The organism is Providencia sp. PROV201 (genome assembly GCF_028479545.1).
In the GTDB taxonomy this organism is placed as follows: Bacteria; Pseudomonadota; Gammaproteobacteria; order Enterobacterales; family Enterobacteriaceae; genus Providencia; species Providencia huaxiensis.
Genome location: NZ_JAMPNW010000010.1, coordinates 42,052 through 54,834 on the forward strand (window position 1 = coordinate 42,052; position 12,783 = coordinate 54,834).

16 protein-coding genes are annotated in these 12,783 nt (G+C 41.0%); 8 read left to right on the top strand and 8 right to left on the bottom strand.

What is annotated here, in order from left to right:
- Positions 1 to 187 precede the first annotated feature (187 nt).
- A complete protein-coding gene (locus tag PR809_RS10175; protein ID WP_272524521.1) occupies positions 188 to 1,555 on the top strand; it encodes a hemolysin family protein in 1,368 nt (455 codons plus the stop codon).
- 75 nt (positions 1,556 to 1,630) lie between these two features.
- Here PR809_RS10175 and PR809_RS10180 read toward each other — a convergent pair whose 3' ends face one another.
- The gene (locus tag PR809_RS10180) at positions 1,631 to 1,837 is read right to left on the bottom strand and encodes a DUF1107 domain-containing protein (RefSeq protein ID WP_004905964.1); all 207 of its coding nucleotides are present in this window, start codon (positions 1,835 to 1,837) and stop codon (positions 1,631 to 1,633) included.
- A 290-nt stretch (positions 1,838 to 2,127) separates the two neighbouring features.
- Here PR809_RS10180 and PR809_RS10185 point away from each other — a divergent pair, with 290 nt between their 5' ends.
- On the top strand, positions 2,128 to 2,685 hold the full coding sequence (locus PR809_RS10185; RefSeq protein ID WP_166263986.1) for a YtfJ family protein: 558 nt from the start codon (positions 2,128 to 2,130) through the stop codon (positions 2,683 to 2,685).
- 219 nt (positions 2,686 to 2,904) lie between these two features.
- Here the strand turns inward: PR809_RS10185 and qseC are convergent, their stop codons facing one another.
- Entirely contained in the window at positions 2,905 to 4,266 is a 1,362-nt protein-coding gene (gene qseC, locus PR809_RS10190) for a quorum sensing histidine kinase QseC (RefSeq protein ID WP_206276821.1), read from the bottom strand.
- Positions 4,266 to 4,928 (bottom strand): quorum sensing response regulator transcription factor QseB, encoded by a 663-nt coding sequence (gene qseB, locus PR809_RS10195; RefSeq protein WP_206276819.1) that lies wholly within the window; start codon positions 4,926 to 4,928, stop codon positions 4,266 to 4,268. The genes qseC and qseB overlap by 1 nt, the downstream gene beginning before the upstream one ends.
- A gap of 177 nt (positions 4,929 to 5,105) precedes the next feature.
- On the opposite strand from qseB, the gene PR809_RS10200 reads away from it, so the two are divergent.
- From PR809_RS10200 to mqo, 4 genes are all read left to right on the top strand, one after another.
- The gene (locus PR809_RS10200; protein WP_102138268.1) at positions 5,106 to 5,510 is read left to right on the top strand and encodes a YgiW/YdeI family stress tolerance OB fold protein; all 405 of its coding nucleotides are present in this window, start codon (positions 5,106 to 5,108) and stop codon (positions 5,508 to 5,510) included.
- Between the two features lie 115 nt (positions 5,511 to 5,625).
- Positions 5,626 to 6,216: a GDP-mannose pyrophosphatase NudK gene (gene nudK, locus PR809_RS10205; protein ID WP_102138232.1), complete on the top strand. Its 591-nt coding sequence runs from the start codon at positions 5,626 to 5,628 to the stop codon at positions 6,214 to 6,216.
- 314 nt (positions 6,217 to 6,530) lie between these two features.
- Positions 6,531 to 6,920: a cupin domain-containing protein gene (locus PR809_RS10210; RefSeq protein WP_166263980.1), complete on the top strand. Its 390-nt coding sequence runs from the start codon at positions 6,531 to 6,533 to the stop codon at positions 6,918 to 6,920.
- A gap of 8 nt (positions 6,921 to 6,928) precedes the next feature.
- Positions 6,929 to 8,422 carry a malate dehydrogenase (quinone) gene (gene mqo, locus PR809_RS10215; RefSeq protein ID WP_102138234.1) on the top strand — a complete coding sequence of 498 codons (1,494 nt, stop codon included), beginning with the start codon at positions 6,929 to 6,931 and terminating at the stop codon, positions 8,420 to 8,422.
- Between the two features lie 44 nt (positions 8,423 to 8,466).
- On the opposite strand, the gene cysQ is transcribed toward mqo, so the two are convergent.
- Together cysQ and PR809_RS10225 are read right to left on the bottom strand one after the other, a co-directional pair.
- Positions 8,467 to 9,207 (bottom strand): 3'(2'),5'-bisphosphate nucleotidase CysQ, encoded by a 741-nt coding sequence (gene cysQ, locus PR809_RS10220; protein WP_102138235.1) that lies wholly within the window; start codon positions 9,205 to 9,207, stop codon positions 8,467 to 8,469.
- A gap of 124 nt (positions 9,208 to 9,331) precedes the next feature.
- Positions 9,332 to 9,952, bottom strand: a complete 621-nt coding sequence (locus tag PR809_RS10225; protein WP_004907421.1) for a peptidylprolyl isomerase — start codon at positions 9,950 to 9,952, stop codon at positions 9,332 to 9,334.
- A 218-nt stretch (positions 9,953 to 10,170) separates the two neighbouring features.
- Between PR809_RS10225 and PR809_RS10230 the strand changes: the two genes are divergently transcribed.
- Together PR809_RS10230 and PR809_RS10235 are read left to right on the top strand one after the other, a co-directional pair.
- Complete coding sequence (locus PR809_RS10230) at positions 10,171 to 10,773, top strand: LysM-like peptidoglycan-binding domain-containing protein (protein ID WP_166263978.1); 603 nt, start codon at positions 10,171 to 10,173, stop codon at positions 10,771 to 10,773.
- Between the two features lie 132 nt (positions 10,774 to 10,905).
- Positions 10,906 to 11,655: a CDP-diacylglycerol diphosphatase gene (locus tag PR809_RS10235; RefSeq protein ID WP_206276166.1), complete on the top strand. Its 750-nt coding sequence runs from the start codon at positions 10,906 to 10,908 to the stop codon at positions 11,653 to 11,655.
- A 90-nt stretch (positions 11,656 to 11,745) separates the two neighbouring features.
- Here the strand turns inward: PR809_RS10235 and rplI are convergent, their stop codons facing one another.
- The 3 genes from rplI to priB are packed head-to-tail and all read right to left on the bottom strand — an operon-like array spanning position 11,746 to position 12,783.
- Positions 11,746 to 12,195 (bottom strand): 50S ribosomal protein L9, encoded by a 450-nt coding sequence (gene rplI, locus PR809_RS10240; RefSeq protein WP_102138238.1) that lies wholly within the window; start codon positions 12,193 to 12,195, stop codon positions 11,746 to 11,748.
- Positions 12,196 to 12,233: 38 nt separating this feature from the next.
- A complete protein-coding gene (rpsR, locus tag PR809_RS10245; protein WP_000135199.1) occupies positions 12,234 to 12,461 on the bottom strand; it encodes a 30S ribosomal protein S18 in 228 nt (75 codons plus the stop codon).
- 4 nt (positions 12,462 to 12,465) lie between these two features.
- A complete protein-coding gene (gene priB, locus PR809_RS10250) occupies positions 12,466 to 12,783 on the bottom strand; it encodes a primosomal replication protein N (protein WP_102138239.1) in 318 nt (105 codons plus the stop codon).

Below are 12,783 nucleotides of genomic sequence, written 5' to 3' on the forward strand. Positions count from 1 at the left end.
GCAGCTTGAATGACGATGAATATCTAGGCAGATAAATCACCTCAGTGCTATACTCATGCAACATATCAACAATTTGCGCATATTGCGCAACATATATTTGCATACTCAATATATTTAAATACGCGAGACTATGCCTTCAGAGATTTTTGAATTTTATGGGTTCTTCCTTTGATTGGCTGGATAACTTATGCTCAACAGTTTATTAATTGTTCTATTATTATGCGCAATCAGCGCATTCTTTTCTTTGTCAGAAATTTCTCTGGCGGCTTCCCGCCGTATTAAACTTAAGCTCATGGCCGATGAAGGCAACATTAACGCGGCTCGCGTGCTTAAATTACAAGAAATGCCGGGAATGTTTTTTACCGTCGTTCAAATTGGTTTAAATGCCGTTGCTATCCTTGCAGGTATTGTGGGGGAATCGGCTTTCTCCCCGGCTCTGTACGATATCTTTATTCAGTTTTTATCCCCTAGCTGGGCTCAACAAGTTTCATCAATCCTGTCATTCACCATTGTGACAAGTTTGTTTATTTTAGTGGCTGATTTAACACCAAAACGTATCGGTATGGTAAAACCTGAAGCCATTGCTATTCGTATCGTGAATCCGATGCGCTTCTGTTTAGTGATACTGGGTCCATTAGTCTGGTTTTTTAATGGCCTTGCGAACCTGTTTTTTAAATTATTCAAATTACCTACGTCACGTAATGAAGACATTACTTCTGATGATATCTTTGCGGTGGTTGAAGCAGGGGCGGTTGCGGGTGTGTTACGTAAACAAGAACATGAATTAATTGAGAATGTCTTCGAGCTAGAATCACGTACTGTGCCATCAGCGATGACTCCGCGTGAAAGTATCATTTATTTTGACAAAGACGAGTCAGAAGAAAGCATCAAACATAAAATTTCAACTCAGCCACATTCTAAGTTCTTGGTCTGTGCAGGGGATATTGACCATATTATCGGTTATGTTGATTCAAAAGAATTACTTAACCGTGTACTCAATGGGCAAAGTTTAAGCTTAAAAGAAGGCGCTCACATTAGAAATACGCTAATGATCCCTGACACCCTATCACTATCAGATACCTTAGAAGCCTTTAAAGCAAATGCGGTCGATTTTGCTGTTATTCTCAACGAATATGCATTGGTCATGGGTATCATTACCATCAATGATGTAATGATCACTTTAATGGGTGATTTAATTGGCCCAGGGCAAGAAGAGCAAATCGTGGTCCGTGATGAGAATTCTTGGTTAGTTGAAGGCGGAACGCCAATCGAAGATGTGATGCGCATTTTGGATATTGATGATTTCCCTGACTTTAGCAACTATGAAACCATCGCAGGGTTTATGATGTACCGGTTAAGAAGAATGCCAAAGCGCACAGATTATGTGAAATATGCGGGCTATAAATTTGAAGTTGTCGATATCGATAATTACAAAATAGACCAACTACTCGTAACTCGCCTTACTACGGTGCCATCACCAGTGGTTGTACAGCCCGGAAAAAATACTATTGAAACGGCTGACGCAAAACAACAAACAAAAGGTACTGAACATTAGTGCTTGATAGCGAAGCCGTTTCTTTCAATACGCCACCCGTGTGGCGCGTTGTTAACCAAAACCTTCTTGATTAACCTACCCCAGTTCTGCCTGCAATAATGAAACCTGTTTATTGACCTCACTCATCACATTGTAATGGCGCTTATCACTGATTTTAGGTGGTAGAATTTTCCCATAATTAAACTCAAATGCCCCAAAATCCTTAATATAGAGCCTGCCACGGAATAGCGTTTTGACGTAAAGAGCAATCTTCGATGGGTTATAACGGTTAAAAATTTTCATTAGAACTTTGCCTCCCCTTTGTTCTTACGATATTCAATAACTCATACCGTTCAATAATCATAGACCAGAAATTTTCACTTTGGTTCTAAAATTGCAGTTTTATTCAATTTACTGACATAACATGACACTGTAAATTAACTGTTAAAACCCCATAAACTTTGCTTTTATTCTAAATTTTAAAAAAATGTTAAATTACCCCTTGTAACTCATCCGATGAGCTATGCTATAAATAGTAGTCATCCAACAAACCACTAGGCTCACATGGCAAAATCATCAATCAAGGAGCTTTTATGATAAGAAATTATTTACTTTTAATATGCTTGCTTGGGGTATCAGCAGTAGCTTCTGCAGCAAATATTCAATTAAACCAATCTGTTCCTGCTATTTCCGTCACCGATAAAGGTGAGCTTGTGATGAATAATGAAGGGAAGTTGGATTATCAACCGTGGAAAAGCCAACAACTCGTTGGAAAGGTGCGTACTATCCAGCACATTGCAGGCCGCTCTTCAGCAAAAGAGCTCAATGCCCCCTTAGTTGAAGCTATCAAGCAAGCCAAATTCCCTCATAATACCTATCAGACAACGACAATCATTAATACCGATGATGCAATTTTTGGTACTGGTGTCTTTGTTAAAAATAGCGTTGAAGATAGCAAAAAAGAGTTTCCTTACTCACAATTTATTGTTGATAGTGAGGGGACAGTAAAGAACGCATGGGGCTTGAAACCAGAAAGCTCGGCAATCATCGTATTGGATAATCAAGGGAAAGTGTTGTTCTTCAAAGATGGTGAATTAAATACCCAAGAAATTCAAAAAGTCATTAGTTTGTTAATGTCATCGCTAAACTAATAAGGGCAAACTTTTACTACTATCAAACTTTTACTACTATGTAGTGCGCGTATATGTAGTGTGCGTATATGTAGTGTGCGTAATTTCGCACACTACACCTACAATTCAGCCTATCGCCCTTGAGCCCAAAATAGTGAGTTATGCTAAAATGCCCTTACATTAAATATGCATAATTATGATTATTATTTTAATAAACAATCATGACTAATGTGCTCATTATCACGTTTTAGTTTCATTCCAATAGACCTTGGCACAAAAACCGCCATTAGCGCCATGAGTAAAAATCACCTGCAAATGATGTAATTGTGCAACCCGCTTAACAATGGAGAGCCCTAAGCCACTCCCTGTCTTCTCTTGCCCCGGAGGACGATAAAAACGCTCACCTAGCCGCTGTAAAACCTCAGGTGTCACACCATCACCATCATCTTGAATTTCAAGGTGATCAGCATACAAAATAATCTCCACTCGCCCAGCTTTTTTCCCATAACGTATAGCATTATTGAGTAAATTTCTCAGTAACGCATTGAGTAGTAATGGTTGGCCTTGAAAATCAGGGGGGCTAGCAACTCGAGTGTTTATTAGGGTTGTTTGCTGCTCTTGCGCTTCAGGTTCCACATCTTTTATCGCCGATTCAATTAATGCAGGCCAAGATACAACTGTAATATCATCAAGTTGAGTGGATGATTCTAACCGAGACAACATCAGTAGTTGGTCAACAAGCCTTGTCGCCCTATCAATACCTTCCGATAAATTCGCTACTGCATGGTTACGGATATCGGCATTATTCCCCGCAATTTGTACCACTTCCGCCTGCACCCTTAATGCTGCAAGTGGACTACGTAGTTCATGAGCCGCATCGGAGGTAAATTGTCGTTCACGGGCAAACATTTCATTAATACGACCAAACAACACATTCATGGAGTCAATAATAGGTCTGACTTCACTGGGAATACGCGCCACTTGCACTGGAGTTATTTCATCGGGTTTTCGGTGATACAACTGCTTTGCTACGTCCTTCAATGGGCGTAAAGCGCGTGTCAGTAGCCATAAAAATAGTAATAACATGATTGGCAAAGCAATCAACCAAGGCATAAATTGTGCCACCATAATATCGGTTGCCATTTCTTGCCGGTATTCCCACTCCTGCCCTACCGCGATAACGTATTGACCATCTTGAGATTTTAGCCATACAAAACGCCAAGGGTCGTCACTTCCTTGGATCATCCCATCCGTAAAACCTTCTCGTTTAAATCGATAGACAATATCTCTACCGTTATCACCGTCGTTTAAAACCATTTTGCCATCGGGTGTAAAGATAGCAAATGCCAGTGCATCGTCATCCTGATGGCCACGGTTCTTTCGTAATAATTTTTTGGTTTTAGTCAGTGAAGGCCGGCTCAATTCAAAGTCGGATGGTAAAACTGATAACCGTTTAGCAAACGCCATTTGCTGGGTATCAAACAGTTCATTAATCGTTTTATAGCTTTGATACCATGCTAGCGAACTTGCGATCCCCCATGTCAGCAACGCTAACAGGAGCAGCATTAACGTGAGTTTCAGCCTAAGACTAAATGTCTTCATCATTTATCATCACCTAATCGATAGCCTACACCATGAATAGTTCGAATAAATTTATTACCTAATTTGCGTCGTAAATGGTGGATATGTACCTCAACCGAGTTACTAGAAACCTCTTCATCCCAGTTATATAATTTTTCTTCAATTAAAGGACGAGAAAAAACTTTATTTGGGTTATGCATAAATAAAGAGAGTAAGGCAAACTCTTTCCCCTTTAGTTGTACAGGCTCACCTTGCTGTGTCACCGTCATTGCAACCGGATCCATTTCGACATCACCATGTGTGAGTTTAGAAGACAGTTGCCCACTTCGGCGGCGGATCAACGCTTGCAAACGCGCCATGACTTCCATTAAAGCGAAAGGTTTACACAGATAATCATCAGCCCCTTGTTGAAGCCCTTGAACACGTTGATCTAATGCATCACGCGCCGTCAAAATCAAGACAGGCTCATCGCGTCCTTCTTTGCGCCAATGTTTTAAAATATCCATGCCATCAATATTAGGTAACGAAAGATCGAGTACAACAGCATCATAAGGTGCATCAAATAAAGCCAGCTGTCCTTGTTTACCATCCATAAACCAGTCAACCGTAAACCCTAGTTGCGTTAAACCCACTTTTAAACCATCACCAATTAGCCTGTCATCTTCAACTAAAAGAATTCGCATAATATCCCCCACATCAGAATATTATTATATTTATCCTATCAGCCTTAAGATGACTAGCTATTATTAATAAAATTAAAAATATAATTCGTTAGTTAAGTTTCTTAAGATCTTGTTAAGATTTACTTGGTTTAATACCCTCCATACAAACAAATTCATGTCCATTTGGAGATATTGATGATGAAAAAATTACCTGTAATCGCTTTAGTCGCTGCACTCGCAAGTGCACCTGTTTTCGCTGCAAATGGTGGTTTTGACGGCCCAGGCGCAGTCACAAATACAACAACTCAAACCTCTCAAGCGGGTGGTTTCATCGGCCCAAATAGTGGGGAAATGACAGTTGCGAAAGCGCTTGATATGTCAGATGACAGCTGGGTTATTTTACGTGGGAATATCGTCAAACAACTCGACCATAAACATTATGAATTCACCGATGGTACTGGCACTATTAATTTAGAAATCAGCGAAAAGCGTTGGAACGGTGTAAATGTAACACCAAAAGATAAAGTTGAAATTCGCGGTAAAATTGATAAAGACTGGAATTCAAGAGAAGTCGAAGTTAAGCAAATCCAAATTATTAAATAATTCACAACGTTTACAACGGGACCTACTTTAAAGTAGGTCCCATCTAAATCCTATTTCATACAAAAATTAACAGTGCTAAATTAACAAAATCATTTTTGTTTACTAAGGCTGCTTAATGACTGTAAAACGCCCTAAAATACGTAATATTCAAGAGAAACTACTTTCAGATAATTGGTATATTTTAAAAAAATATACTTATGAGTTACAGCGTCGAGATGGTAGTTGGCAACAACAAGAGCGCGAAGTCTACGATAGAGGCAATGGCGCCGTTATTTTGTTATATAACAAAATAAAGAATAGCATTATTTTAATTCGTCAATTTCGCATGCCAGTCTATGTGAATGGCTATTCTGATTTTCTGATTGAAGCCGCTGCTGGCTTACTCGAAAACGCCTCACCCGAAGCTCGAATTATTGCTGAAGCAGAAGAAGAAACGGGTTTTAAAGTCGATAAAATTCAGAAAGTCTTTGAAGCCTTTATGAGCCCTGGCTCAGTCACCGAAAAACTCCACTTTTACATCGCTGAATACAGTGATAATCATCGTCAAAATGCAGGCGGTGGGCTGAAAGAAGAAGGGGAAGATATTGAAGTATTAGAGTGGCCTTTCCCTAAAGCCATTGATGCGATAAAAACGGGAGAAATTGTTGATGGCAAAACCATCATGTTGATCCAGTACCTTGCCCTAAACGCTATTCTAAAAAGCTAATCCAACTCTTATAGCTCATAATGATAAAATAAAATCAGAATGAGCTTTCCTATTTTTTATCAATCATTAAACGAACGATGAAAATAAAAACAATCGTAAAAAGATAATCAACTTTTATTATTTTGTTCTTTAATTAAAAAATAAAACCATAATTCCAATATAAAACATATTTCGCTTTGACCTATTCACTAAAAAACCTTAAATTTAAATAATATTAATTTTATTTATCATCATTTTAAGAGTCTTATTTTTGCATCCAATGAATATCAAATAATTGTTATATATTACAGTCAGTGATTAAGGAGCTAAATAAAATGATACGCTGCGTTCGTATGTGGACAGGAGAAGATGGAAATTCTCTATTTGAAGAAGGCACTCTTGAGCTTAATAATATAGCAGGAGGCGATAGCCAAACCCCTACCATTGCAGTCAATGAGCTTACCTTTCGTGAAACAGTTTCTGGCGGCTCTTTTGATTGGCATCAAGACCCCGTCCCTCGTTATGTCATTACCCTTTCAGGCACTTTAGAATTCGAAACCAAAGATGGCTCGAAATTTATCATCAACCCAGGTGATATTTTACTTGCGCAAGATAATACGGGAACTGGCCATAAATGGCGGCTTATTGGTGATGAGCCTTGGCGTCGTGCTTATGTTGTCTACCAAGAAGGCACCGACCTTTGCTTCATTCCAACACAAAAATAGAGGCCATCATGAATAAACCGATTGCTGAGAATGTCGATATTGCCCTCATTGGCGCAGGGATCATGAGTGCAACACTTGGTACATTTCTCAAAGAACTTGAGCCGTCACTGACGATCGCCGTTTTTGAAAGGCTAAACGACTGTGCTCAAGAAAGTTCCCACCCGTGGAATAATGCGGGAACAGGGCATGCTGCTAACTGTGAAATGAACTACACGCCACCAAATCCAGATGGTACGGTGGATATCAGTAAAGCGCTTGAAGTTAATACCGAATTCGATCTCTCTCGTCAGCTCTGGTCTTACCTAGTCACTAAAGGAAAAATTAAAGATCCACGTGACTTTATTCACCCATGCCCACACATGAGCTTTGTTTGGGGTGAAGACAATGTAAAATTCTTAAAACAGCGCTACCAGCAGATGTCTGCTCACCACTGTTACCACAACATGGAATACAGTGATGATCCAAAACAGATCAACGAATGGGCACCACTGATCATGGAAGGCCGTGACCCGAAAGAAGCGATTGCGGTTACCCGTGTTAATACTGGTGCTGATGTTGATTACGGCGCACTAACGCATTTATTAATCGCGCAATTAAGCGAACAGTCCGGCTTTTCAATCCATTATAAGCATGAAGTCATTGATGTTAAAAAAACCACCGATGGCAGATGGAATATTGAAGTTAAAAACCTTGTGACCCATGAAAAAACGATCACTTCCGCGAAGTTTGTGTTCGTGGGTGCAGGCGGTCGAGCGATCGAGTTACTACAAAAATCGGGGATCCCTGAAGGAAAAGGGTATGGTGGGTTCCCTGTCAGTGGGATCTGGCTGCGTTGCGATAACGAAGAAATTGCCTCTCGCCACCATGCAAAAGTTTACGGTAAAGCCGACAAAGGCTCTCCACCAATGTCTGTTCCACACTTAGACACGCGCATTATTGGGGGTAAACGTTCTCTCTTATTCGGGCCTTATGCCGGTTTTTCGAGTAAATTCCTTAAACACGGCTCTTATTTAGACCTGTTTGAATCGGTGAAATTGAATAACCTTGAGCCAATGCTTGCGGTGGCGAAAGATAACTGGTCACTCGCTGAATACTTAGTAGGCCAAGTGCTGCAAACTTCTGCTCACCAATTCGCCATGTTGCAACAATTCTACCCAGAAGCACAGCATGAAGATTGGAAAGAGGTGGTTGCAGGGCAACGAGTACAAATTATTAAACCTGACCATGATAAAAAAGGGGTTTTAGAGTTTGGTACAGAACTGATTACCAGTGCAGATAAATCATTTACGGTATTGATGGGAGCATCTCCGGGGGCATCGACAGCGGCATTTATTGCACTAAATGTATTAAAAACCTGTTTTGATGAGCAACTCAAGGCCGATGGCTGGGAAACACGCTTAAAAGATATCATTCCAACCTATGGAATTGATTTAAAAACAGATGCAAAAGCCTGTTTAGATATTCGTACTGCGACAGCTAAAGTTCTAAAACTAGATAATTAGTGACTAATTAGGTTGGGAAATAACTTCCCAACCTTTATTGAGGTTTAGAATAAAATCACCCGAAAGCCAGGGTTCAAAAAAGACTCCCTAGGCGTGTAATCAAGCGTTTTTCCATTCCAATCAACAACTTTTGCCCCTGCAGCAATCGCAATCGCATGCCCAGCCGCAGTGTCCCAAATATTTGTAGGCCCAAAACGTGGATAAAGCTGCGCTTTTCCTTCTGCGACTAAACAAAACTTGAGTGAAGAACCAATTTCTACTGTCGTGTGTTCTCCCATTTGTTTTAAATAATCCATTAATTCATTATCTTGATGGGAACGGCTAATAACAATAACCGGTGGTTTAGCATCATTTACATGAATAAGTTGCTTATGACCACCTTCTTCCTTCCATGCCTGATTGCCTTCAGCGTAATACAACAACCCTTTGGCCGGGGCATATACCACCCCCATTGTTGGTACACCATTCTCGATAAGGGCAATATTAACCGTAAAATCCCCATTACGATTAATAAATTCTTTCGTTCCATCCAATGGGTCAATCAACCAATAACGTTGCCAATTCTGCCTAATTGGCCATTCTGGCGGGTCTTCTTCGGACAATTGGGGGATATCAGGGGCAATACGAGCAAGACCCGCTGTGATCACATTGTGGGCGGCAATATCAGCCTCGGTAACAGGCGAATTATCACTTTTGTGTTCAACCTGTAAAGGTTCTTGCGCATTATACGTTTCCATAACCGCATAACCCGCTTCTTGAGCTAATTCGCAAATTTGCTGTAGCATGTTATTCACCTCTCTGATGACCCTTTACAGCAAGAGTAGCAATTGTGTGAAATTAACGCCATAAAAAAAGCCCCAAAGTCCAAAGACAATGAAGCTTTTTAGCTGTGAGTTGAACTAACAGAAATTATAAAATTTCGAGTAATTCAACTTCAAATACTAATGTGCTGAATGGCGGGATTGATGCACCTGCACCACGCTCACCATAAGCTAATTGGTGAGGGATATATAATTCCCATTTAGAGCCGACTGGCATCAGGGTCAATGCTTCAATCCAACCTGGAATAACGCCGCTTACAGGAAACTCTGCTGGCTGCCCACGCTGTACTGAGCTATCAAACACAGAGCCATCAATTAAACGCCCTGTATAGTGAACACGTACGCGGTCTGAGCGAGATGGGATAGCACCATCACCTTGGTTAATCACTGAAAATTGTAAGCCAGACTCAGTCGTTGAAACACCATCACGTTTTTGGTTTTCATCTAGGAATTTTTGGCCTTCTTCCGCTAATGCTGCTTGGCGGGATACACGAACAGCGTCGGCACGCTCATGCACTTCACGCAATGCTTTGTGCAGAGTTTCAACAGGTACCGATGGCATATTGCCTTCTAAAGCGTCAACGAGGCCTGCTAAAATTGCATTTGGCACTAAACCTTCTAGCCCTGACTCTAATAATTGCTGCCCAACTTGTAGACCTATGCCATAACTCGCTTGAGCTTCTACCGAATCGAAATTTTGGTTTGCCATTAAAATACCCATATGATTTTGAGAAAATCCAAGAATAGCAGCCCCATCCTTATGGGTAAACCCAAACAATGGATCTAAAGAATAAAACTGATTGATTCTCCACAAATATATTCAGTGTTCTCTGAAAAATTCAGTCAAACGCTAAAAATGTCTAAAAAGGGTGCTAGTATGCGTATAAATACAGTCTAATTTACTCATTGCCTCATCAAGGAGGAGTGATGCTTAAACTTTCAAAATTTCATCGCTATGGCATTGCACTGCTCGCCCTAATTGTTGTGGTCGCTTTCTTTTGGCCTGCTAGCGATAAGTCCCCTAGCGATATTGTCCAAAACCAGCCTATTGTCATTCCTCCACCCACAGCTCCTGAGGTCATGCCTGAACCTACGGTTACACCACCAATACCTGAGCCAGTACCGGCACCTGAAGGTAATTCCCCACTTTTACCTACTGAGCCTGAAATTATCCCAGAGCCTATTGAGCCTGAGCCCAATGAGCCGCCTTCAACGGTGACTTCACCAGAGAATACGCCAGAGCCCAAAACTCCCCGCCCTTCAGCTAATGAATGGCAAAGCTACCAAGTACAAAAAGGGAAAACGCTTGCGCAACTGTTCCGCGATAATAACTTACAAGCCAATGACGCTTTTATTATGGCTCGCGTTGAAGGTGCCGAAAAACCACTGAGTAATTTGCGCCAAGGGCAAAAAATTCGTCTAAAAGCGAATAAAAAAGGTGAAATTCAATTATTAGAAACAACTGCATCTGATGGGAAAACGTATAGTTTCGCGCGATTAAGTGATGGCAGTTACTATCGGACTCCGTAGTACTTTTAGGGTAGCTTGTGTCAGAGCTACCCTAAAATTTTGTCTGGAACATCGCTATATGTATTGATTTTTACCTAGCAATAAATAACAAATATTGTCTTTCACTACAATGCTAGGTAACTGAAAATTATTATGCTAATAAAAAAATGGGTTAACGCTTTTTTAGGTACTGTTTTATTATTACTTGCGGCTATTATTGGTTATGTTTTATGGATTAAACTCAATTCAAATGCACTTTGGAACATTGTAAATGAGCAGTGTATTCCATTGCAGCAATCTGCCCTATCTTGTCTAAAAATCGATAGTGATCAACAGTATGTGCTGTTCAAAGATAAAAAAGGGCCATTGCATAACTTAGTCATTCCTACCGATAAAATCACAGGTATTGAATCCGCACGGTTACTTGAGCGAAATACACCAGACTATTTTGCTATCGCCTGGCAAGAAAGAGAAAGTGTGTCGTCACAAGCGAAAATCTCAATTTCTGATGATTTGCTCGCTGTTGCAGTGAATTCCCAATATGGCCGCTCCCAAGACCAACTGCATATTCATATCGCATGTTTGAAACCTGAAGTTAGTCAACAACTTAATCAAGTTTCATCGGAGATCACAACCGACTGGGCTAAGTTATCAACTGAACTTGTCGGCCATCACTATTTAGCCAAAAAACTCCAAAAAGCCCCTGCCAAATTCGATAATGCATTTAATCAACTCAATGAATACGTTGTAAAACATCATGATGAAATGGGCAATTATGGCCTAGCGATGGTGCAGCTGAAAGACGGTTCAAAGGTGTTGCTCGCAAACCGTTTTAGTATATGGGATTTGAATTTAGGTTCAGCGGGGGAATTACTCGACTACCAATGCTTGGCAAATCAATAAACTAAATACCAGAAAGCAAAAAACACCGGACTTAGCCGGTGTTTTTTATTGCACCACGGATCGCTCAGTGGTGCATACCATCATTATTGATTACTCAGCAACGATGATAACGTTCAGCTCTGCGAAAACATCGCTGTGTAACTGGAAGTGAACTTCGTGGTCACCAGTAGTACGCAGAACGCCGTTTGGCAGGCGAACTTCGCTTTTCGCAACTTGAACGCCAGCCGCAGTGATTGCGTCAGCGATGTCACGAGTACCGATTGAACCGAACAGTTTACCTTCGTCACCAGCTTTAGAAGCTAAAGTTACAGAACCCAGAGCAGTAACAGCTGCTGCACGAGCCTGTGCTGCTGCCAGAACGTCAGCTAATTTAGCTTCCAGTTCAGCGCGGCGTGCTTCGAAGAATTCGATGTTTTTCTTAGTCGCAGGAACAGCTTTGCCCTGTGGAACTAAGAAGTTACGAGCATAGCCCGATTTAACGTTAACCTGATCACCCAGGCTACCTAGGTTAGCTACTTTATCAAGCAGAATAACTTGCATTACCTTATCCTCTATTAGTCGTTAATGGACTGTACCAATTACTGATGACGATCAGTATATGGTAACAGAGACAGGTAGCGAGCGCGCTTGATAGCACGAGCGAGCTGACGCTGATATTTTGCACGAGTACCAGTGATACGGCTTGGTACAATTTTACCACTTTCAGTGATGTAGTTTTTCAGCGTTGCGATATCTTTATAGTCGATCTCTTGAACGCCTTCCGCTGTGAAACGGCAGAACTTGCGACGACGGAAATAACGTGCCATATGGCTAGTCTCCAGAATCTATCAAATCAATCTGCTCGGCATGGAGGACTATCTTGCTGATCCCATTGCGCCCTTGATGGGTACTAATGAAACCGCTTACTGTAATCCAACTGCCGACCGTTATACTGTGAGTATGAGCTTGTAAGGTTTGTCCGCTGGCGATAATGGGCATTCTGCACCATGCTTGCCTTGACAACCCCGCTTCCTGTTGTTGTGAACGATGTTCTAAAACAAACTGGCAGTGAGGAATGCCTGACGGACTCACTTTTCGAATCAATGCTTTACAGACTGTGCCTGTCAGCACCAAACGATTAGTGGTCAC